Origin of the sequence: Hydrogenophaga sp. (genome assembly GCF_018780385.1) — a bacterium.
GTDB lineage: Bacteria > Pseudomonadota > Gammaproteobacteria > Burkholderiales > Burkholderiaceae_C > Hydrogenophaga.
Genome location: NZ_JADMJO010000058.1, coordinates 1 through 21,614 on the forward strand (window position 1 = coordinate 1; position 21,614 = coordinate 21,614).

The 21,614-nt window shown below is 60.6% G+C and carries 23 protein-coding genes and 2 tRNA genes; 11 read left to right on the forward strand and 14 right to left on the reverse strand.

Annotated features, from left to right (window positions below; all coding sequences use genetic code 11):
- The coding region (locus tag IV113_RS17950; RefSeq protein WP_291087718.1) for an RNA pyrophosphohydrolase at positions 1–620 on the forward strand (620 nt) is incomplete at its 5' end.
- Entirely contained in the window at positions 617–1,150 is a 534-nt protein-coding gene (locus IV113_RS17955) for a CNP1-like family protein (protein WP_291087721.1), read from the forward strand. The genes IV113_RS17950 and IV113_RS17955, both read left to right, overlap by 4 nt.
- Positions 1,151–1,171: 21 nt before the next feature.
- Here IV113_RS17955 and proB read toward each other — a convergent pair whose 3' ends face one another.
- The 4 genes from proB to rplU all read right to left on the reverse strand — a co-directional run bounded on the left by proB (position 1,172) and on the right by rplU (position 4,159).
- Positions 1,172–2,335, reverse strand: coding sequence for a glutamate 5-kinase (gene proB, locus IV113_RS17960; RefSeq protein WP_291087724.1), 1,164 nt, complete (start codon positions 2,333–2,335; stop codon positions 1,172–1,174).
- A 30-nt stretch (positions 2,336–2,365) separates the two neighbouring features.
- The gene (gene cgtA / locus IV113_RS17965; protein WP_291087727.1) at positions 2,366–3,436 is read right to left on the reverse strand and encodes an Obg family GTPase CgtA; all 1,071 of its coding nucleotides are present in this window, start codon (positions 3,434–3,436) and stop codon (positions 2,366–2,368) included.
- Positions 3,437–3,576: 140 nt separating this feature from the next.
- On the reverse strand, positions 3,577–3,834 hold the full coding sequence (gene rpmA, locus IV113_RS17970) for a 50S ribosomal protein L27 (protein WP_056273119.1): 258 nt from the start codon (positions 3,832–3,834) through the stop codon (positions 3,577–3,579).
- A 13-nt stretch (positions 3,835–3,847) separates the two neighbouring features.
- Complete coding sequence (rplU, locus tag IV113_RS17975) at positions 3,848–4,159, reverse strand: 50S ribosomal protein L21 (protein ID WP_068174372.1); 312 nt, start codon at positions 4,157–4,159, stop codon at positions 3,848–3,850.
- Between the two features lie 271 nt (positions 4,160–4,430).
- Between rplU and IV113_RS17980 the strand changes: the two genes are divergently transcribed.
- From IV113_RS17980 to IV113_RS18015, 8 genes are all read left to right on the forward strand, one after another.
- Positions 4,431–5,360, forward strand: a complete 930-nt coding sequence (locus IV113_RS17980; protein ID WP_291087777.1) for a polyprenyl synthetase family protein — start codon at positions 4,431–4,433, stop codon at positions 5,358–5,360.
- Positions 5,361–5,409: 49 nt separating this feature from the next.
- Positions 5,410–5,486, forward strand: a tRNA-Pro gene (locus IV113_RS17985).
- 172 nt (positions 5,487–5,658) lie between these two features.
- A complete protein-coding gene (gene pilB / locus IV113_RS17990; protein WP_291087732.1) occupies positions 5,659–7,392 on the forward strand; it encodes a type IV-A pilus assembly ATPase PilB in 1,734 nt (577 codons plus the stop codon).
- A 32-nt stretch (positions 7,393–7,424) separates the two neighbouring features.
- Entirely contained in the window at positions 7,425–8,642 is a 1,218-nt protein-coding gene (locus IV113_RS17995; RefSeq protein WP_056273134.1) for a type II secretion system F family protein, read from the forward strand.
- Complete coding sequence (locus tag IV113_RS18000; RefSeq protein ID WP_291087737.1) at positions 8,642–9,502, forward strand: A24 family peptidase; 861 nt, start codon at positions 8,642–8,644, stop codon at positions 9,500–9,502. The genes IV113_RS17995 and IV113_RS18000 overlap by 1 nt, the downstream gene beginning before the upstream one ends.
- Before the next feature lie 8 nt (positions 9,503–9,510).
- Entirely contained in the window at positions 9,511–10,116 is a 606-nt protein-coding gene (gene coaE, locus IV113_RS18005; RefSeq protein ID WP_291087740.1) for a dephospho-CoA kinase, read from the forward strand.
- A 42-nt stretch (positions 10,117–10,158) separates the two neighbouring features.
- Positions 10,159–10,914: a cell division protein ZapD gene (zapD, locus tag IV113_RS18010; protein WP_291087742.1), complete on the forward strand. Its 756-nt coding sequence runs from the start codon at positions 10,159–10,161 to the stop codon at positions 10,912–10,914.
- A gap of 19 nt (positions 10,915–10,933) precedes the next feature.
- The gene (locus IV113_RS18015) at positions 10,934–11,137 is read left to right on the forward strand and encodes a DNA gyrase inhibitor YacG (protein WP_291087745.1); all 204 of its coding nucleotides are present in this window, start codon (positions 10,934–10,936) and stop codon (positions 11,135–11,137) included.
- Positions 11,138–11,152: 15 nt separating this feature from the next.
- On the opposite strand, the gene IV113_RS18020 is transcribed toward IV113_RS18015, so the two are convergent.
- From IV113_RS18020 to IV113_RS18040, 5 genes are all read right to left on the reverse strand, one after another.
- Positions 11,153–11,614 carry an NUDIX domain-containing protein gene (locus IV113_RS18020; protein WP_291087747.1) on the reverse strand — a complete coding sequence of 154 codons (462 nt, stop codon included), beginning with the start codon at positions 11,612–11,614 and terminating at the stop codon, positions 11,153–11,155.
- Positions 11,611–12,489: an ATP-binding protein gene (locus tag IV113_RS18025; RefSeq protein WP_291087750.1), complete on the reverse strand. Its 879-nt coding sequence runs from the start codon at positions 12,487–12,489 to the stop codon at positions 11,611–11,613. The genes IV113_RS18020 and IV113_RS18025 overlap by 4 nt, the downstream gene beginning before the upstream one ends.
- A 10-nt stretch (positions 12,490–12,499) precedes the next feature.
- Positions 12,500–13,747 (reverse strand): bifunctional glutamate N-acetyltransferase/amino-acid acetyltransferase ArgJ, encoded by a 1,248-nt coding sequence (gene argJ, locus IV113_RS18030; RefSeq protein ID WP_291087753.1) that lies wholly within the window; start codon positions 13,745–13,747, stop codon positions 12,500–12,502.
- A 65-nt stretch (positions 13,748–13,812) separates the two neighbouring features.
- Positions 13,813–16,566, reverse strand: coding sequence for a preprotein translocase subunit SecA (gene secA, locus IV113_RS18035; RefSeq protein ID WP_291087756.1), 2,754 nt, complete (start codon positions 16,564–16,566; stop codon positions 13,813–13,815).
- A gap of 165 nt (positions 16,567–16,731) precedes the next feature.
- Positions 16,732–17,682 (reverse strand): M23 family metallopeptidase, encoded by a 951-nt coding sequence (locus IV113_RS18040; protein WP_291087759.1) that lies wholly within the window; start codon positions 17,680–17,682, stop codon positions 16,732–16,734.
- Between the two features lie 51 nt (positions 17,683–17,733).
- On the opposite strand from IV113_RS18040, the gene IV113_RS18045 reads away from it, so the two are divergent.
- Complete coding sequence (locus tag IV113_RS18045; RefSeq protein ID WP_291087762.1) at positions 17,734–18,051, forward strand: hypothetical protein; 318 nt, start codon at positions 17,734–17,736, stop codon at positions 18,049–18,051.
- 40 nt (positions 18,052–18,091) lie between these two features.
- Here IV113_RS18045 and IV113_RS18050 read toward each other — a convergent pair.
- From IV113_RS18050 to IV113_RS18070, 5 genes are all read right to left on the reverse strand, one after another.
- A tRNA-Thr gene (locus IV113_RS18050) sits at positions 18,092–18,167 on the reverse strand.
- Between the two features lie 18 nt (positions 18,168–18,185).
- Positions 18,186–18,707, reverse strand: a complete 522-nt coding sequence (locus IV113_RS18055; protein ID WP_291087763.1) for a ClpXP protease specificity-enhancing factor — start codon at positions 18,705–18,707, stop codon at positions 18,186–18,188.
- 52 nt (positions 18,708–18,759) lie between these two features.
- Positions 18,760–19,371, reverse strand: coding sequence for a glutathione S-transferase N-terminal domain-containing protein (locus IV113_RS18060; protein ID WP_056273171.1), 612 nt, complete (start codon positions 19,369–19,371; stop codon positions 18,760–18,762).
- A gap of 115 nt (positions 19,372–19,486) precedes the next feature.
- A complete protein-coding gene (locus tag IV113_RS18065) occupies positions 19,487–20,242 on the reverse strand; it encodes a cytochrome c1 (RefSeq protein WP_291087768.1) in 756 nt (251 codons plus the stop codon).
- A 32-nt stretch (positions 20,243–20,274) separates the two neighbouring features.
- Positions 20,275–21,614 (reverse strand): cytochrome b N-terminal domain-containing protein (locus IV113_RS18070; RefSeq protein ID WP_291087771.1); only part of this gene is annotated, 1,340 nt, incomplete at its 5' end.

Here is a 21,614-nt window from a genome sequence, read left to right on the forward strand (position 1 = left end):
CCAATGTCGGCATCATTCTGCTCAACCAGCGAAACCAGGTGTTCTGGGGCAAGCGGATACGCTCCCACTCTTGGCAGTTTCCGCAAGGTGGCATCGACAGGGGCGAGACACCTGAGCAGGCGATGTACCGCGAGTTGCACGAGGAAGTGGGTCTGATGCCCGAGCACGTGAACATCGTGGCCCGCACGCGGGACTGGTTGCGCTACGAAGTGCCGGACCGCTTCATCCGCCGGGATGCTCGCGGTCATTACAAGGGCCAGAAACAGATCTGGTACTTGTTGCGACTGGTGGCGCAAGACTGGAACCTGAACTTGCGCGCAACGAGCCATCCGGAATTTGACGCATGGCGTTGGCACGACTACTGGGTGCCGCTGGACGTGGTGGTCGAGTTCAAGCGCGGCGTCTATGAGATGGCACTTACTGAGCTCGCGCGTTACTTGCCCAGGCCAGACCATCGAAACCGCTATTTGCGCAGCGGCACGCGACAACGTCAGGACGATGGCGTTGATGAGCCCATGTTGCCGATGTGCGCTCCCATGGGGCTGGAACTGCCACCCGGCGCCAGCTTTGACCCCGATCCACAGAACAATGGTCGTTCCGTGAACACCCCTTTCAAATGACATCTCATTTTCAATGCCGTCCGAAGTGGATGGCCTCGGCATGCGCATTCGCCGCGCTCTGCACAGCGGCTTCGATTCTCCAGGCGCAACCATCCTCCCTCGAAGAGACAGCATGGGTTGAGTCAGCAGTGGCCCCTCCAACGGTGTTCAGCACAGAAGCGCTGCAGTCGTTTGAGGTCATGAAGGACTCGCCCCTTACTTATGGTGTCGATCCCGCCAGCATGATCGTAGGTGGAGATGGCGTGGTGCGCTTTGTGATGGTGGCACGCAGTGCCAGCGGAGCTCTCAACGTCTTGTACCTGGGCATCCGCTGCGCAACCGCCGAAACCAGGACATACGCGCGGTTGAGCGACAAGGGCAACTGGAACACAAGTTCGGACGTCAAGTGGCAGGCACTGTCTTTCAGAGGTCCGACGCGCCCCGCGATGATGCTGGCTCGCCAGGGTGTTTGTGAAGGCCGCACCATCACAGGTAGTCCCCAGAAAATCCTCGCAACCTTGAAGACCGACCGTCGCATCGACCTCCGCTGAATCGTCTTCGAGCTCCGGCTTTCAGGTGCGCGCCAGCACCATGTTGTCGCGATGAATCATTTCGGGTTCAGCTGCGTATCCGAGCAAGCGCTCAAAATCGGCAGACGACTTGCGGCACAGCAACCGAGCCTCCGAACTTGCGTAGTTCGCCAGACCACGGGCTACCTCAACGCCACGACCATCGCGCACGGCGATCACATCACCCCGCGAGAAATCGCCATCCACGCCCGTCATACCGATCGGCAACAGGCTTTTGCCCTCGCCGACGATCTTGCCCACTGCTCCGTCGTCCACCATCACTGCGCCGCGCATTTGGAGGTGATCGGACATCCAACGCTTGCGCGCTTGGTTCTTCGGCGTGTTGGCCACCAGGCAGGTGCCAATGGCCTCTCCGCCGCACAAGCGAAGCAGCACCTGCGGCTCGCGTCCCCAGGCAATCACCGTCGAGGCTCCCGATCCGGCTGCACGCTTCGCAGCAAGGACCTTGGTGATCATGCCGCCCTTGCCGATACCGCTGCCAGCCCCGCCCGCCATGGACTCGAGTTGGGGATCGCCTGCACGGGCCTCGTGCACGAACTGCGCTGCAGGATCGCGCCGCGGGTCGGCGGTGTAAAGACCCTTTTGATCCGTCAGGATCACGAGCACATCGGCTTCAACCAAGTTGGCCACCAGCGCCCCCAAGGTGTCATTGTCCCCAAACTTGATCTCGTCATTGACGACCGTGTCGTTCTCATTGATCACCGGCACCACGCCCAGTTGCAGGAGCGTGAGCAAGGTCGATCGGGCATTCAGATACCGCTCCCGGTCAGCCAGATCGGCGTGGGTCAGCAGCACCTGCGCGCTGCCGACGCCATGTTCGCGCAGCTTGGACTCGTACATCTGGACCAGCCCCATCTGCCCGACTGCTGCAGCCGCTTGCAGCTCATTGATTTCTTTCGGGCGCAGCGTCCAGCCCAGCCGCTTCATGCCCTCGGCCACCGCGCCACTGCTCACCATGATGAGTTCGCGGCCTTCCTGCACCAGCGCCGCCAACTGCTGACTCCATTGTCCGATCGCCTCTTCGTCGAGCCCTCGGCCTTCATTGGTCACCAGGGACGAGCCCACCTTGACCACGATGCGTCGCGCCGTCTTCAAAATGCCGGAGGCGTTCAGCGGCTTCAAATCAATGTTGTCGACAATGAGCATGGTCGATGGCTGATCTAGGTCAGGACGTCATCAAGAAGGGAGTTTTGCGTCAAAGCGCGGATCAACATCCACCGGCGGCAGCGTGGCCTGATGAACTTTAGCAATGTGCTCGTAGACCTTTTGCACCAGAAATTCGCAACCTTCGCGCGTGAGTGCGGAGATCTCGAACACGGGGCCTTTGTACTTGAGGCGCTTGACGATGTCCTTGACCTTGGCTTCGCGCTCGTCCATCGGCACCATATCCAGCTTGTTGAGCACGAGCCAGCGCGGCTTCTCATGCAACGCCGGGTCGAACTTCTTGAGCTCGGCCACGATGGCTTTGGCCTGCACAACGGGATCCACATCGTCGTCAAAAGGAGCAACGTCCACCATGTGCAACAGCAAACGCGTTCTCTGCAGATGTCGCAAGAACTGATGACCCAGACCCGCGCCCTCTGAGGCACCCTCAATCAAGCCGGGCACATCGGCCACCACAAAGCTCTTCTCGGGCGCCACTCGAACCACGCCCAGATTGGGGTGCAGGGTCGTGAACGGATAGTCGGCGATCTTGGGGCGGGCATTGGAAATTGCCGAGATCAAGGTGGACTTGCCCGCGTTTGGCATGCCGAGCAAGCCCACGTCGGCCAGCACCTTGAGCTCCAGCTTCAAGGTTCGCTTCTGACCAACCCAGCCAGGCGTCTTCTGACGCGGCGCCCGGTTGGTTGAACTCTTGTAGTGCATGTTGCCAAAGCCCCCGTCGCCGCCTTTGGCTATGGTGACCTGTTCGCCAGGCTGCAACAGCTCATGCAGCACTTCGCCGGTCTCTGCATCGGCAATGATGGTGCCAACCGGCATTTTGAGAATGATGTCGTCACCCTTGACACCGAACATGTCGGAGCCTTTGCCATGTTCCCCGCGCTCGGCTTCAAAGCGGCGCGTGAAGCGGAAGTCCACCAGCGTGTTCAGGCTGGCATCGGCCACGGCATACACATGCCCGCCCCGCCCACCGTCACCGCCATCGGGCCCCCCAAATTCCTTGTACTTTTCATGCCGGAAAGATGCACAGCCGTTGCCGCCATCGCCTGCGGCGACATCAATGGTGGCTTCATCCACAAATTTCATGACATGCTTTCCAGGGATGCGTCCCCACAAAAGAAACCAAAACAAAAAGCCCGCTTGGGCGGGCCTTCTGCATTCAACGCGTCAGCACTCAGCAAACGCCACCTACACTCTACAAGTTGGCAGCGATCGCAGTCACCCGATCAAACGGGCGTGATGCTGACGGTCTGGCGATTGAGTTCGCCCTTCACGGCAAAGCTCACGTGACCATCCACCGTAGCGAAGATCGTGTGGTCCTTGCCCAAACCGACGTTCAGGCCGGGGTGGAACTTGGTGCCGCGCTGACGCACGATGATCGAGCCTGCGCTGACCAGTTCGCCGCCGAACGCTTTCACGCCGAGCATCTTGGGCTTGGAATCGCGCCCGTTTCGCGTTGAGCCGCCGCCTTTTTTCTGTGCCATGTTGACTTACTCCTCAGGCTGCGATCGACGAAATCTGCAGTTCGGTGAAATTTTGACGGTGCCCCTGGCGCTTCTGGTAGTGCTTGCGACGGCGCATCTTGAAGATGCTGACCTTGTCATGCCTGCCATGGGCCAACACCGTGACCGTGACCGTTGCGCCGGAAACCAAGGGAGTGCCGACCTTGATCTCGGTGCCGTTGCCGACAGCCAGAACTTGGTCAAACACGATCTCTTGGCCCACATCCGCAGCAATCTGTTCTACTTTAATTTTTTCGCCAGCAGCAACACGATACTGTTTGCCACCGGTTTTTATGACCGCGTACATATGAACCTCTTGTAAAAAATCCACGAATGGAAATCCAGCGAACCAAATTCCGCTGAGCCCGCGAGTTTAGCATGGTGCGGCCAAGCTAACAAGTAGCACCGCTCCGCGCGACAAGCACGCGCAATGACTCTCTTGCAGTTCCCGGGGGGCACAACCTCGTTCCTATAATCCATCTTGCAGTGGCATACCCCGCCACCTTCTTCCTTCGGCTCGCATTTTGACGATCTCCACCCCCACAACTGGCAACCCGCTTGAACTGATCCAGCCCGACATGCATCGGGTCGACGAAGTGATCCATGAGCGGCTGACAACCGAGGTACCGCTGGTCAGGGAAGTCGCTCAGTACATCATCTCGGCGGGAGGCAAACGTTTACGCCCGGCTCTCCTGTTGATGCTCAGTGGCGCCATTGGCAGCCAGAGCCCCCACCGACACGCATTGGCTGCGGTTGTGGAGTTCATTCACACGGCCACTTTGCTGCATGACGATGTCGTGGACGAGTCCACGCTGCGACGTGGACGCGAAACAGCCAACGAGCGATTTGGCAATGCCGCCAGCGTTCTGGTAGGTGACTTCCTGTATTCGCGCGCGTTTCAGATGATGGTGGACGTGAATGACATGCGTGTCATGCAGGTGCTCTCCGATGCCACGAACGTGATCGCAGAAGGAGAAGTGCTGCAGCTCATGAACATGCACGACGCCTCCATAGACGAGGCGGCCTATCTGAAGGTGATTCGATCCAAGACCGCCAAGCTCTTCGAGGCCAGCGCCAGACTCGCCGCCATTCTTGCCCGCGCGGACGAACCCGTCGAGACGTTGTGCGCCAGCTATGGACAGGCATTAGGCACTGCGTTTCAAGTGATTGACGACGTACTTGACTACGAGGGCAGTGCTGAGGAGCTGGGGAAAAACCTTGGCGATGACCTGAGGGAGGGCAAGGTGACTTTGCCGATCATTTGCGCGCTGAGAACCGGATCTGAAGCTCAGAAGCACCTGATACGCCAAGCCATCGAGCAGGGGGATGTGGCCCATCTCGATGACATCCGCTCGATCATCCTCGACACGGGGGCATTGAGAGAAGCAAGAGCCAGTGCAGATGCCGAAGCGCAGCGGGCGATAGACGCTGCGGCGCAGCTTCCCAAGAATGCCTACAGTGCCGCTTTGCTACAATTGGCGGCGGGTTTGCTGGAACGCCGCTCCTGAATTTCAAGGCGCTTCAGAAGCCGCTTTTTATGTGGCCCAACGGGTCCATCGGGGTGTAGCTTAGCCAGGTAGAGCGCTACGTTCGGGACGTAGAGGCCGGAGGTTCGAATCCTCTCACCCCGACCAAATTCACGCCCCATATCAAGCTGGAACAGGCACCGATGAACGGGGCATTTCAAGCGATCAGCGCAGGCAGCGCAACTTCGATACAACGCACATCGGCGCGAATACGCATATTCAACACAACTTGCCTCAATATTGGCGGCCAAGTCGTTGATTTACGCTAGATTACGAGGCTATGGCGTCCGTCGAATCTGTCTCTCAGGAAACCCCGTCCATGGCCCTGCCCGGCCTGGGTCGTGCATTGGTGTCGGCGGGAAAGCTTGGGCAAAAAGCCGCCGAGGACCTTTACCGCAAAGCTCAGAGCGGCAGATCCAGTTTCATCGCAGAACTCACGGGCTCTGGTGCGGTGTCTGCCTCGGATCTGGCGCACACCATGTCCGTGGCATTCTCCGCACCGCTGCTTGATCTCGACGCGATCGATGTTCAGCGCCTGCCCAGTGGTTTGCTGGATGCAAAAATCTGCGCCGACTACCGAATCGTGGTTCTCAGCAAGCGCAACAACCGACTGATGGTGGCCACGGCCGATCCAGCCGATCAGCAAGCCGCAGAAAAAATCAAGTTTGCCACGCAGATGGGCGTGGACTGGGTCATTGCCGAGTACGACAAGCTCAGCAAGCTGGTGGAGTCGCAGACCACCAGCGTCACCGAAACGATGGACAACATCATCGGAGGCGAGTTCGAGTTCGACGAAATGGCCACCGAGACCGTGGTCACAGACTCGACCGACAAGGCGTCGGAAGTCGATGACGCCCCGGTGGTGAAGTTTTTGCACAAGATGTTGATCGACGCGTTCAACATGCGCGCCTCCGATTTGCACTTTGAACCCTACGAGCACACCTACCGCGTGCGATTCCGGGTCGACGGCGAACTGCGCGAGATTGCCTCTCCGCCTATCGCCATCAAGGACAAGTTGGCTTCCCGCATCAAGGTGATCTCCCGCATGGACATCTCCGAGAAGCGCGTGCCGCAAGATGGTCGGATGAAGCTCAAGATCGGACCGGATCGGGTGATCGATTTCCGGGTGAGCACATTGCCGACCCTCTTCGGTGAAAAGATCGTGATCCGTATCCTTGACCCCAGCAGCGCCAAAGTGGGCATTGATGCGCTGGGGTATGAGCCAGAAGAAAAAGAGCGGCTGATGGCAGCCATTGTTCGTCCTTATGGCATGGTGCTGGTAACCGGTCCAACGGGGTCGGGCAAGACTGTTTCGCTCTACACCTGCCTCAACATCCTCAACAAGCCCGGCATCAACATCTCAACGGCAGAAGATCCATCCGAGATCAACTTGCCCGGCGTGAACCAGGTCAACGTGAATGAGAAAGCCGGCTTGACGTTTGCTGCGGCGTTGAAGGCTTTCCTGCGGCAGGATCCTGACGTGATCATGGTCGGCGAGATCCGGGATCTGGAAACTGCCGACATTTCCATCAAGGCTGCGCAAACCGGGCACATGGTGCTCTCCACGTTGCACACCAACGATGCTCCGACCACGCTGACACGGATGATGAACATGGGCATTCCCACGTTCAACATTGCATCCAGCGTGATCCTGATCACAGCCCAGCGACTCGCCCGCAAGCTGTGCGTTGTTTGCAGAGCGCCTCTGGACGTGCCCCGCAAGGCGCTGATCGACGCCGGATTCAAGGCCGATGACCTTGACGGCACGTGGACGCCCTATCGTCCCGTAGGCTGTTCGGCCTGCAACAACGGCTACAAGGGTCGAGTCGGCATCTATCAGGTGATGCCCATCACAGAAGAGATTCAACGCATCATCCTGCGCGGTGGAAGCGCATTGGACATTGCCCAGCAGGCCAGCAAGGAGGGCGTTCGCACGCTGCGAGAGTCCGGCCTGCTCAAGGTGAAGCTGGGCATGACTTCGCTGGAAGAAGTGCTCAGCGTGACCAACGAATGACGCCGAGCCAGATACACGCCTGAGAGGACACCATGGCAACCGCTGCAACCAAGAGCGTCAAAGACGCAGTTTTTGAGTGGGAAGGCAAGGACCGCAACGGCAAGACCGTGCGCGGCGAGACTCGCGCGGTGGGTGAGAACCAAGTGCTTGCCGCACTGCGACGCCAAGGCATCATCCCGGGTAAAGTGAAAAAGCGCCGGATGAGTTCGGGCAAACGCATCAAACCCAAGGACATCGCGATCTTCACGCGCCAGCTGGCCACCATGATGAAGGCCGGTGTGCCTCTGCTGCAGGCCTTCGACATCGTCGGACGGGGCAACCCCAACGCCAGCGTGACCAAGCTGCTCAACGACATCCGCTCTGACGTGGAAACGGGCACGTCGCTCAGCGCCGCATTCCGCAAGAACCCGCTCTACTTTGACAGCCTCTACTGCAATCTGGTCGAGGCCGGTGAAGCAGCCGGTATTCTTGAAGAGTTGCTGGATCGCCTGGCGGTCTACATGGAGAAGACCGAAGCGCTCAAGTCGAAGATCAAGTCGGCACTGATGTACCCGATTGCGGTGGTCATCGTGGCCTTCGTCGTGGTTGCGGTGATCATGATTTTCGTGATTCCTTCATTCAAGGAAGTGTTTTCTTCGTTCGGCGCTGACCTTCCCGCTCCCACCTTGTTTGTGATCGCAATGAGCGAGTTCTTCACCGAGTACTGGTGGCTGATTTTTGGCGGACTGGGCGGGGGCTTTTATTTCTTCATGCAAGCGTGGCGCCGCAATGAAAAGGTCCAACGATTCATGGACCGCGTCCTGCTGAAACTACCGATCTTCGGTGTGCTGATCGAGAAGTCGGTCATTGCCCGCTGGACCCGCACGCTTTCCACGATGTTCGCAGCCGGCGTGCCCTTAGTGGAAGCGCTCGACTCTGTGGGTGGCGCCTCGGGCAATTCGGTCTATTCGATTGCCACCGAGCGAATTCAGCAGGAAGTGTCGACGGGGACCAGCCTCACCAACGCGATGACCAACGCCAATATTTTTCCGTCCATGGTGCTGCAGATGTGCGCGATCGGTGAAGAGTCAGGCTCCATCGACCACATGCTGGGCAAGGCCGCCGACTTTTATGAAGCCGAGGTGGATGACATGGTGGCCGGCATCTCCAGCCTGATGGAGCCCATCATCATCGTGGTGCTCGGCACCGTCATTGGGGGCATCGTGGTCTCGATGTACCTCCCCATCTTCAAGCTGGGTCAGGTGGTTTGATGCCGGGCGGGGGCGCGCCGGAGGCGGCGCTGCTGGGGCTTCTGGGCCTGTTGGTGGGTAGTTTTCTCAATGTGGTGATCCACCGGCTGCCCAAGATGATGGAGTTGCATTGGGCGGCTGAATGCGAGGACCTCCATGCAGGCACGGATGCCTCGCAACCACCACGCCCTGCGGCCGAGCCCTTCAACCTCATGGTCCCGCGTTCGCGCTGCCCGCATTGTGGGCACCAGATTCGTTGGTTTGAAAATGTCCCGGTCTTCAGTTACCTCGCGCTGCGCGGAAAGTGCAGCCAATGCGCCACTGCGATCAGCCTGCGCTATCCGGCAGTGGAGCTCACGTGTGGAGCGCTTTTCGCCTGGTGCGGCTGGCAATGGGGCTTGGGTTGGGAGGCCATTGCATGGTGCGGGTTTTCGGCAGCGGTGCTCTCGCTGGCCGGCATCGACTGGGACACCACCTTGCTGCCGGATGACATCACACTGCCTTTGTTGTGGGCAGGCTTGTGCGCTGCAGGACTGAGGCTTACCGATACGGTGCTTCCCGATGCGCTGTGGGGCGCGGTGGGAGGCTACCTGTCTTTGTGGCTGGTCTATTGGGCCTTCAAACTGACCACGGGCAAGGAGGGCATGGGCTACGGAGACTTCAAACTCTTCGCTGCCTTTGGCGCATGGTTTGGGTGGCAGGCACTCATTCCGATCATCCTGATGGCCTCTGTGATCGGCGCGGTGATCGGGATCGGCATCAAGCTCAAAGGTGAGCTGCGCGAGGGGGGCTACGTCCCGTTCGGTCCCTTTCTTGCGTTGGCGGGACTGACAGCCATGATCTTCGGATCATCGGCGATTCTGGCTGTCATAGGCCTGTGACCGCCTTCTTGCATTCAAGCAACGCCCTGCGGCTGGGACTCACCGGTGGCATTGGCAGCGGTAAAAGCACCCTGGCGCGGCTGCTCCAGGCGATGGGCGCAGATTTGATCGATGCAGACGCCATTTCGCGGGCCTGCACCGAAAGCGGTGGCTCGGCCATCCAGTCGATTGCTGAAACGTTCGGCGACGTGTTCATCACGAGCGATGGCGCCTTGGACAGGCAGCGCATGCGCGAACACGTATTTGCCCAACCCGAAGCTCGCAAAGTGCTCGAGCGCATCGTCCACCCGTTGGTGGGCGACGAGATTCGCCGCAAGACCTTGCTCGCAACGTCAAGCGTGGTGGTGTTTGATATCCCCCTGTTGGTCGAGTCGCCCCACTGGCGGCCGCAGCTGGATCGGGTGCTGGTGGTGGACTGTTTGCCCGCCACGCAGATCCGTCGAGTGACCCAGCGCAGTGGGTGGGCTCTGCCCACCATTGAGGCCGTCATGCGCAGCCAAGCCACCCGCGAGACGCGCTTGGCCGCGGCGGACTTTGTGGTGTTCAACGACATGGACAGCATCGACAACCTGCAACATCTGGCTCGGGCGTTGGCGAATCGGTTCGGGCTATGATGAAGCCCCGCTCGCTGCACCGCCCTGCGCACCCAAGCCGCTGTGATCCTGTACGAATACCCTTTCAACGAACGCATCCGCACCTACCTGCGACTTGAACAACTGTTCCGTCGCATGGTCGAACTGGTGCCGCGTCACCATCCGCTGGACCACCACTTCGCGATTCAGACCATCTTCGAGATCATCGAAGTCGCCTCTCGGGCGGACATGAAGTCCGATGTGCTCAAGGACATAGACCGGCACAAGCAGCAACTCATCGCCTACCGCGGCAACCCGATGATCTCGGAGCAGGCACTCAACGAAGCCATCGGTCAATTGGAAGACTGCTTTTCACAGCTCAGCGGGCTCGCTGGCAAGACGGGTCAGTCGCTGACTGAAAACGACTGGTTGATGAGCATCCGCAGCCGCATCGGCATCCCTGCGGGCACCTGCGAATTTGACCTGCCTGCTTACTACAGTTGGCAGCACCACAGCGCTGAGGAGCGTCAAGCCGACTTGCAGCGCTGGTCAGTGCCTCTGGCGCCACTGGCTGAATCCATAGTTCTGCTGCTCAAGATGCTGCGGGATTCCGGCTCTCCCCAGAAGGTGGTGGCTCCCGGGGGTCAGTTCCAGCAAACCCTTCCTCAGGGGCGAACCTTCCAGCTGCTGCGCCTGCGCATGGACCCGAGCACCGGCCTGATTCCGGAAATCAGCGGCAACCGCCTGATGCTGTCGGTGCGTTTGATGCGCCAAGGTGATGACGACCGCCTGCACTCGGCACAAGACGACACAGCGTTCGAGTTGACCCTCTGCGCCTGAGTTTCTCGGAAACCGGTTTATGTCCTCGAGCGCCAACACCAGTCCATTGAAAACCGTGCGTTGCCCCGGTTGTGGCGGGCCGAGCATCTACGCGCCAAGCAACGCCTTCCGCCCGTTCTGCTGCGAGCGCTGCAAGAACATGGACTTCGGCGCATGGGCCACCGAGAGCTTCAAACTGCCCGAGCAGGACAGCCAGAACGATCCAGACTTCGGGGCTTCTTGAACGTTCGACCTCGGCTCAGCTGGATGCCGACCCGCGCTCTTGCGCAAGCCATTCCAGCACCGGCACGGTGCCAGGCAAAATCGGCTCGCAGCGAACTGGCACACATTCCCAACTGAACTGCTGACCTTCGCGCATGTGAAGTTCACCTGTCCAGTCATACACCTTGCAGAAATGCAGCCGGACCAGTGCATGGGGATAGTCCACCAGGCTGTCGCGCCAAACGTGTGCAGCACCGATGGTCACGCCGATCTCTTCTTGCAGTTCGCGCCGCAGGGCCTGCTCGACCGACTCGCCCGCTTCAAGCTTGCCGCCGGGGAATTCCCAATAGCCCTCATACACCTTGCCTACCGGACGTGACGTGAGCAGGAAGCGGCTATCGGGTGTGATCAGCACACCCACCGCGACATCGACCACGGGTCGGTCAATCGGGCGCGCAGTACCGGGTTCGGCGTCCACGACGAGGACCTGCTCGCTCATGCTTTCGATGCGTGCGTGCCGGCGTAGTCGCGGGCGAACTGGTAGGCCACACGTCCACTGCGCGATCCACGCTCCAGCGCCCAGACCAGCGCCTGGGGTCGCGCCGTCGCGATGTCGATGGCGGACACACCGAACGAGGACAACCACTGCGCCACGATCGTGAGGTATTCGTCCTGGTTGAAAGGATAGAAGCTCACCCACAGGCCAAAGCGCTCCGAGAGCGATATCTTCTCTTCCACCACCTCACCCGGATGCACCTCGCCCTCGGCGGTGTGGGTGTAGGTGAGGTTTTCCTTCATGTATTCGGGCAACAGATGGCGCCGGTTGCTGGTGGCGTAGATCAGCACGTTGGGGCTGGCCGCCGACACCGAGCCGTCAAGGATCGACTTGAGCGCCTTGTAGCCGGGCTCTCCCTCTTCAAAGCTGAGGTCGTCGCAAAACACGATGAAGCGTTCCGGTCGGTCGGTGACGACATCGACGATGTCGGGCAGGTCCACCAGATCGGCCTTGTCGACTTCGATCAGGCGAAGACCTTGAGGCGCATATTCGTTGAGACAGGCCCGGATGAGTGAGGACTTGCCTGTGCCGCGCGCGCCGGTGAGCAGCACGTTGTTGGCTGGAAGGCCCTGCACGAACTGCAGCGTGTTGCGCTGAATCTTCTCTTTCTGGCCGTCGATTTCCTGCAGATCAGACAAGCGCATGGCACCGACGTGGCGCACGGGCTCGAGCGCGCCATGCCCGCTGCTGCGCTTGCGGTAACGCCAGGCCACCGCAGAAGACCAGTCGGGCGCCTGCATGGGCTGTGGCAACACCGATTCAATGCGGGCCATCAACTGCTCGGCGCGCTCCAGCAGGCGTTCGAAATGTTCGTTCATGGCACGCAGATCAAGAACGGTAGTCGGCGTTGATGGTCACGTAGTCGTGGCTGAAATCGCAGGTCCACACCGTCTCGGAGGCAGCACCACGGCCCAGGCCGATGCGCACCAGGATCTCGGCTTGCTTCATCACCCGCTGACCGTCTTCCTCGCGGTAGCCGGGATGGCGGCCACCTTGGGTGACCACATGCACCTCACCGAGGTGCAGGTCGATGCCGCTCACATCGAGGTCGTGGATGCCGGCATAACCCACGGCTGCGAGGATGCGGCCCAGGTTGGGATCGCTGGCGAAGAAGGCGGTCTTGACCAGGGGCGAGTGCGCCACGGCGTAGGCCGCCAGCAAACATTCGGCGGCGGTGCGTCCACCTTCAACCTGGATGGTGATGAATTTGGTGGCGCCTTCTCCGTCACGCACGATGGCATGCGCGAGGTGCCGCGCCACCTGCGTCAGGCCCTCCAGCAGGGCACTGCCTGCCGGGCTGTCCAGGTCGGTCACGGGGGTGTTTCCCGCTTGACCCGTGGCCACCACAACGAACGAATCGTTGGTGCTGGTGTCGCCGTCCACGGTGACGCGGTTGAACGATGCGTCAGCGAGACGACGGGCCAGCTCGTTCATGATCGCGGGGGCCACGGCAGCGTCGGTGGCCAGGAAACCCAACATGGTGGCCATGTTGGGGCGAATCATGCCGGCACCCTTGGCGATACCCGAGGCACTCACGTCGCACCCGTCAATCGTCATGCGCTGGCTGCGGGCTTTGGGCAAGGTGTCGGTGGTCATGATGCCCTGGGCTGCCGAGAGCCAATGCGCACCGCTGTCCGTCTGCGGCAGGGCCGCATCGGTCAGCGCACCGGGCAATCCCGCGAGCAGTCGATCGAGTGGCAGCGGCTCCATGATCACGCCAGTGGAGAACGGCAGCACTTGTTCATGGTGAAGGCTCAGCGAGCGGGCCAGCGCAGTGCAGGTCTGGCGCGCATGGGCCAATCCAGGCTCACCTGTGCCCGCGTTCGCGTTGCCGGTGTTGATCACCAACGCACGAACACCCTGCCCCGCCGCGAGGTGCTCACGGCACACCTGCACCGGGGCGGCGGCGTAACGGTTCTGGGTGAACACCGCGCCGACTGCACAGCCCTCGTCCAGCAAAAAGACCGTGAGGTCCTTGCGGTTGGCCTTGCGTATGCCCGCCTCGGCCACACCGATGCGCACACCTTTGATGGGAAGCAAATCCGAGGCCGAAGGCGTGTCGAGTTGAACGGGCATGGGAACTCCGTGGGGTCAGGGAAAAGCCAGTCAGCGGGACGAGCGGGGCCGGACACCCCGCCGCGTCAGTCCAGCTTGCCGTGGCACTGCTTGTATTTCTTGCCGCTGCCGCAGGGGCAAGGGTCGTTGCGTCCCACGCGGGGCACATCGCCAGCAGGGCGAGGCGCAGCGCTGTTCGCGCCCACCGTTTCCGCTTCACCGGTTTCGGTGGGCGCGGTGTAGGTCACGTTGGCGATCTGCTCGGCACGCTCTTCCAGTTGCTCGGCCGCCTGGGCCATTTGTTCGGCCGACTGCACACGCACGTTCATCAGCACACGCGTCACGTCGTTCTTCACCGTGTCCAGCAACTGGCCAAACAGCACGAAAGCCTCGCGCTTGTACTCCTGCTTGGGTTGCTTCTGGGCGTAGCCACGCAGGTGGATGCCTTGACGCAGGTAATCGAGAGCGGACAGATGCTCGCGCCATTGCCCGTCGATGGTCTGCAGCAGCACGACGCGTTCGAACTGGGTGAAGTTCTCCTCACCCACGATCTGCACCTTGCCCTCGAACACCACCTTGGCTGCGGCCACCACACGCTCGGCAACCTCTTCAGCGTCGATCGACTCCGCATCTGACACCCAGGTCGTCACGGGCACATCGACCGCCCACTCCTCGCGCAGCACGCGCTCCAGCGTAGGCAGGTCCCACTGTTCTTCGACACTGCCTTCGGGCACGTATTCGTGCACCAGATCGGCAAAGCAGCCGTCGCGCAGCGAATCGATCTGGGCCCGCAGCGATTCGGCATCCAGGATGTCGTTGCGCTGCTGGTAGATCACCTTGCGCTGGTCATTGGACACGTCGTCGTATTCGAGCAGTTGCTTGCGGATGTCGAAGTTGCGGGCTTCGACCTTGCGCTGCGCACTCTCGATGCTGCGCGTGACGATGCCGGCCTCGATGGCCTCGCCCTCGGGCATCTTCAAGCGGTCCATGATGGCGCGCACGCGATCACCGGCAAAGATGCGCATCAGCGAGTCGTCCAGGCTCAGATAGAAGCGCGAGGAACCCGGGTCGCCTTGGCGGCCTGAACGACCACGCAACTGGTTGTCGATGCGACGCGACTCGTGGCGCTCGGTGGCAATGATGCGCAGGCCACCGAGTGCCTTGACCTTGTCGTGGTCAGCCTGCCAATGCTGGCGCAGCGATTCGATGCGCGAGGCCTTGGTACCTTCGTCCAACGCCTCGTCGTTCTGCACCGCGTCGACCATCTTTTCCAGATTGCCGCCGAGCACGATGTCGGTACCCCGACCCGCCATGTTGGTGGCGATGGTGATGCCGCCCGGGCGGCCGGCCTGAATGATGATGTCGGCCTCGCGCGCATGCTGCTTGGCGTTGAGCACCTCGTGGGGCAGACCTTCCTTGACCAGCAGCTCGGCGATGATTTCCGAGTTCTCGATGGATGACGTGCCGACCAGCACGGGCTGACCCCGCTCGTGACACTCACGAATGTCCTCGATGGCAGCGACATACTTTTCTTTTGTCGTCTTGTAGACGCGATCAAGCTGGTCAACCCGCTTGCTCACCCGGTTGGGCGGAATGACCACCGTTTCCAGACTGTAGATCTCCTGGAATTCGTACGCTTCGGTGTCGGCCGTGCCGGTCATGCCGGCGAGCTTGCCGTACAGGCGGAAGTAGTTCTGGAATGTGATGGAGGCGAGCGTCTGGTTCTCGGGCTGAATGGCCACCCCCTCTTTGGCCTCCACCGCCTGATGCAGGCCATCGCTCCAGCGCCGGCCCGTCATCAAGCGTCCAGTGAACTCGTCGACGATCACGATTTCGCCGTTCTGATTCACGTAGTGCTGGTCGCGGTGGTAGAGGTGGTGCGCCTTGAGCGAAGTGACCAGGTTGTGCAGCAACGCAATGTTGGCCGGGTCGTACAGCGACGCGCCCTCGGGCAACAGGCCCGCCTGGCTGAGCAACTGCTCGGCGTGCTCGTGCCCCTGTTCGGTCATGTGGATCGCATGGGCCTTTTCGTCTACCGTGAAATCGCCCGGTTTGATGACGCCTTCGCCCGTGCGCACATCGGCTTCACCTTCCTGACGCACCAGGTGCGGCACCAGTTGCTTGATGGCCATGTAGGTCTGTGTCTGATCTTCGGCCTGTCCGCTGATGATCAGCGGCGTACGGGCCTCATCGATCAGGATGGAGTCCACCTCATCGACGATCGCGTAGTTCAAGCCGCGCTGCACACGGTCGGCAGCCTCGTACACCATGTTGTCGCGCAGGTAATCGAACCCGTATTCGTTGTTGGTGCCGTAAGTGATGTCGGACCGGTAGGCCGCCTGCTTCTCTTCGCGCGGCGCTTGGGGCAGGTTGATGCCAACCGTCAGGCCCAGGAAGTTGTACAGACGACCCATCCATTGCGCATCGCGGCTGGCCAGGTAGTCGTTGACGGTGACCACGTGCACGCCCTTGCCCGTGAGCGCGTTCAGGTAAACCGGCAGGGTCGCGGTCAGGGTCTTGCCCTCCCCCGTGCGCATCTCGGCCACCTTGCCGTGGTGCAGCGCGAGGCCACCCACCAACTGCACGTCGAAGTGGCGCATCTTCATGATGCGTTTGCTGCCCTCCCGCACCACCGCGAAGGCTTCGGGCAGCACGGACTCCAGGCTCTCGCCTTGCGCTATGCGCTGCTTGAACGATTCGGTCTTGCCACGAATTTCGTCATCGCTGAGTTTTTCAAACTGTGCCTCCAGACCGTTGATGCGCTCCACCGTTTTGCGGTAGGTCTTGAGCAAACGGTCGTTGCGGCTACCAAAGAGTTTGGTGAGGAAGTTTGTGGCCATACATGCAGGCCCACACCAGACACCCTGAAGGCGCCGGGCAGGCAATAGAAATGAGGAGGGCTCTTGCGAACCTGGAAGGCGTACACCGAGCGCCACTGAGGTGCCGGCAAACGCGAAGCTTTCAAGAGCAAAGCCGCGATTTTAACTGGCGAGGCCTCGCCCTGTTCAGGGCTTGCGAGGGCCCACCGCCGCGGGCCGGGCCGCAGCGATTTTTTCACCGGCCGCAAGGAAACGTTGCGGGTCCTGTGGCACGCCAGCAACCCATACTTCAAAGTGCAGATGCGGCCCGGTGGAACGACCGGTAGAGCCCACACTGGCGATCTTCTGTCCGCGTTTGACGATGTCGCCCTTCTTCACGAAGGTCTGGGACGAGTGGGCGTACCGCGTGATCAGGTCGTTCCCGTGGTCAACCTCGATCATGTTGCCGTAGGCAGCGTGGTACTCCTGCACCACCACCACACCTCCGGCGGCCGCCAGTATTGGTGTTCCCACGTCAGCCGGAAAGTCCAGCCCCGTGTGCAAGGCAGAACGGCCGGTGATCGGATCGATGCGGAAGCCAAAAGCCGAACCGACCTGAACACCGTCCACTGGTTTTTCGGTAGGTATCAGCGTTTGCCGGATTTTCTGATCGAACAACCGCGATTCCACGACCGTGAGCCAGTCCACCCGGGAGCCGCTGGAGACCTCGACCGTGTCCAGGGCCTGCATCAACTCCGGCATGCTGATGTCACGGCTGGCCACGAGGGCGCCACCGGATCCAGGTGCATTCTTGAACTCGGCCGGGTTAAGCCCCGCAAGGCCCGCCACGCGCTCACCAAGCGAGTCGATCTGAATCATGCGCGCCTGCATTTCCCCTAGCTTGCGCGCCATGGCGTCAAGATTGGCGCGCATGTAGGCGTCTTTGGAATCAACCTCGTTTTGGTGGACCAGGCGGGCGACCGAGGCAAAGCCCGGCCAGCCCTGACGCACGCCCTCCAGAAAGAACCAGTGGTAGGTCGTGATCGAAGCCAGCATCAGCACCACGGATGCCAACATGCCCACACCGATCAACTTGAAACCGTTGAGGTGCAGCGCCTTGCTCTTGGCCAACCAGGCGTCCGTGATAATGATGTGCACTCTGAAACCTTTCCTTGCGGTGAGCCGCGAGAGCCCGTCCGTCCAATTCACATGGCCACCGACCAACGACCCCGCACGCTCTACAGCCTTGAACAGGCCGTGGGGGCCGCACCGTCGTTGGCCTTGCTGCGGGAGCGCATTCGCGAGTCCCAAGCGTGCATGGATCAGATACGACATCTGATACCGGCTGCCATGCGTCAGCAGGTGGTGGCTGGCCCTTTGCAGGACCAGGAGTGGTGCTTGCTGGTGGGCAGCTCGGCTGCGTCCACCAAGCTGAGACAACTGCTGCCTGCCATCCAGCTGGCATTGACCCAAAGCGGTGCGCAGGTTAACGCAATCCGGATCAAAGTCCAAATGCCGGGGCGATGAATGCGCTCTGGGCGCAGGCCGGTGGCAAATACCTGGGGTTTGGTGCCGCTTATCTGACTCGAACAGATGACCTATCGCTTACAAGGCGATTGCTCTACCAACTGAGCTAAAGCGGCCCTGGGAAGGGTGCGAGTTTACTTGACGCGTTTGAGTTGTGGCCGGCCTGCCGCTCGGCCTTGACCATCAGAAGGTGGCTCTGGCGGCTCGTCGTCCTCGCCTGGCGCATCCTCGCTGGTCACTGAGCGCAGCGGGCTGCGCGACGCTGTGTCTGTTGCAGGCTCGGGCGCATCGGACGTCGCGTCCGCCTTGACGGCGGACAGCGTGGCGGGCGCAGGCGCGGGGAAGGCCATGCCCTGGCCGTTCTCACGCGCATAGATGGCAATCACATGGCTGATGGGCACGACGATTTCGCGCGCCACGCCGCCGAAACGGGCCTTGAACTCGATGAAATCGTTGCCCAGACGCAAGGAGCTTGTGGCGTCCACACCCACGTTGAGCACGATCTCACCATTCTTGACGAACTCCATCGGCACCTGCACGGAGGCATCCACCTGCACGGCAATGTAGGGGGAGAACCCGTTGTCCGAACACCATTCGTGCAAAGCACGGATCAGGTAGGGCCGGGTGGAGGGGATATCGGTGTCGACAGGACTCATGAACGGTCGCTGAGGCTAAAAACGACCCGGTCGCAAACGACCGGGTGCGTCATCACTTGCGCATCACTTTCTCGGACGGCGTCAGCGCTTCGATGTAGGCCGGACGCGAGAAGATGCGCTCGGCGTACTTGAGCAGAGGAGCCGCATTCTTGCTGAGCTCGATGCCGTAGAAATCCAGACGCCACAACAGCGGCGCAATGGCCACGTCGAGCATGGAGAAATTGTCGCCCAGCATGAACTTGTTCTTCAGGAACACGGGGGCCAGTTGCGTGAGACGGTCGCGGATGTGGGCCCGAGCCTTCTCCAGCGCCTTTTCGTTGCCCTTGGTGGCGCGCGATTCGAGCATGGAGACGTGCGTGAACAGCTCCTTTTCGAAGTTCAGCAGGAACAGCCGCACACGAGCGCGGTCCACCGGGTCACCGGGCATCAGTTGCGGGTGAGGAAATCGCTCGTCGATGTACTCGTTGATGATGTTCGACTCGTACAGGATGAGATCGCGCTCGACCAGGATGGGCACCTGGCCGTATGGGTTCATCACACTGATGTCTTCGGGCTTGTTGTAGAGGTCGACATCCCGGATCTCGAAGTCCATGCCTTTTTCGAACAACACGAAGCGGCAGCGGTGGGAATACGGGCAAGTGGTGCCCGAGTACAAGACCATCATGAGGGAGTCTCCTTAAAGCAAAAAACAGTGGTTTGCTTTCGTGTCATACGGACACTGCAAACCACTGCGGAACAGACAGGATGGTGGCTAGCACCACCAACCTTGTCGGATGGGATTATTTGATGTCTTTCCAGAAGGATGCATTCAGGCGCCAAGCCACCACGGTGAAGGCGGCCAGGAACAACATCACCCACACGCCAACGCGGACCCGGCTGTTCTGGGCCGGCTCGGCCATCCACTGGAGATAGGCGACGAGGTCGCCCACGTTTTGGTCGTACTCGGCAGCGCTCAAGGTGCCGGCCTTGACCGGCGCCCAGCCCTTGACCCGATCAACTTCATGGCCATGGCTCATGACTTTTTCGACCACCGGGCGTTGCTCGCCTTGGAGTTCCCACAGGGGATTGGGCATGCCGATGTTAGGGAAGGCCAGATTGTTCCAGCCCGTCGGCTTGGTGTCGTCGCGGTAATAAGTGCGCAGCAGGGTGTAAACATAATCTGCACCCGTGCCCGCATGGCTCGAACGCGAGCGGGCGATCAAGGTCAGGTCGGGCGGGTTCACGCCGAACCATTGCTTGGCCTGCTTCGGATCGATGGAGGCCTTCATCGTGTCACCGATCTTGTCGGTGGCAAAGGTCAGATTCTCGGCAATCTGTTTGTCGTTCAGGCCGATATCGCGCAGCCGGTTGTAGCGCATGAAAGCTGCCGAGTGGCAGCTCAGGCAGTAGTTCACGAACAGCTTGGCACCGTTCTGCAGAGCGGCCATGTCGTTGGTGCGCTCAGGCGCCTTGTCCAGCGGAATGCTGCCACCAGCGGCCAGGGCGGCGCCCGACATGCCCAACGCCATCACGAAGCCCAAGAGGATTTTTTTCATTTGCTTGACTCTCTGAATTGGCTCTTCGGGGTTCAGTGGGGCTGGAAGGTGACGCGGTCGGGCACGGGCTTGAACTCGCCCAGACGGCTCCACCATGGCATCAACAGGAAGAAACCGAAGTAGAACAAGGTGCCGACTTGGGACACACGCTCGCCGATGGGCGACGGTGGCAACACGCCAAGGTAGCCCAGGATCAGGAAGTTGATGACGAACACACCGTACAGGTACTTGTTCCAGGTGGGGCGGTAGCGAATCGACTTGACCGGGCTGTGATCCAGCCAAGGCAGGAAGAACAGGATGATCACGGCGCCACCCATGGCGACCACACCCCAGAACTTGGCATCAATGGCCAGCATCAACGCCACCAGCACCACCGCACCAATCACGATCACGCCCTTGAGTGCACCGGAAACTTTGGCCTTGAGTGCACCGAGCACCGCGGCGATGACGACGATGGTGACCAGGGCAAACATCATTTCGCTGGTGATGGCACGCAGCATCGAATAGAACGGCGTGAAGTACCAGACCGGTGCGATGTGCAACGGTGTGACCAGCGGATCCGCCGGGATGAAGTTGTTGTATTCGAGGAAATAGCCGCCGAACTCGGGAGCGAAGAAGATGATCGCCGAGAAGATCATCAGGAACACGGACACACCCAGCACGTCGTGTACGGTGTAGTAGGGGTGAAATGGAATGCCATCCAGGGGAATGCCCTTGACATCCTTCTTGGCCTTGATCTCCACGCCGTCCGGGTTGTTGGAACCCACTTCGTGCAGCGCAATGATGTGCGCGACCACCAGTCCCAGAAGGACCAACGGCACAGCGATCACATGGAAGCTGAAGAAGCGGTTGAGCGTGGCGTCACCCACCACGAAGTCGCCACGAATCAGCAGCGCCAGGTCAGGGCCCACGAAGGGGATGGCAGCGAACAGGTTCACGATCACCTGGGCACCCCAATAGGACATTTGGCCCCAGGGCAGCAGGTAGCCCATGAAGGCTTCGGCCATCAGGCACAGGAAGATGGCGCAGCCAAACACCCACACAAGCTCGCGCGGCTTGCGGTAGCTGCCGTAGATCAGGCCACGGAACATGTGCATGTAGACCACCACGAAGAACGCCGAGGCGCCAGTGGAGTGCATGTAACGGATCAGCCAGCCCCAGGGAACATCGCGCATGATGTACTCGACCGAGGCAAACGCCAGCGCGGCGTCGGGCTTGTAGTGCATCACCAGGAAAATGCCGGTGACGATCTGGATCACGAGCACGAGCAGTGCCAGCGAGCCGAAGAAGTACCAGAAGTTGAAGTTCTTCGGTGCGTAGTACTCGGCCAGGTGCTCGTTGTAGAGCTTGGACAGCGGGAACCGGTTGTCGA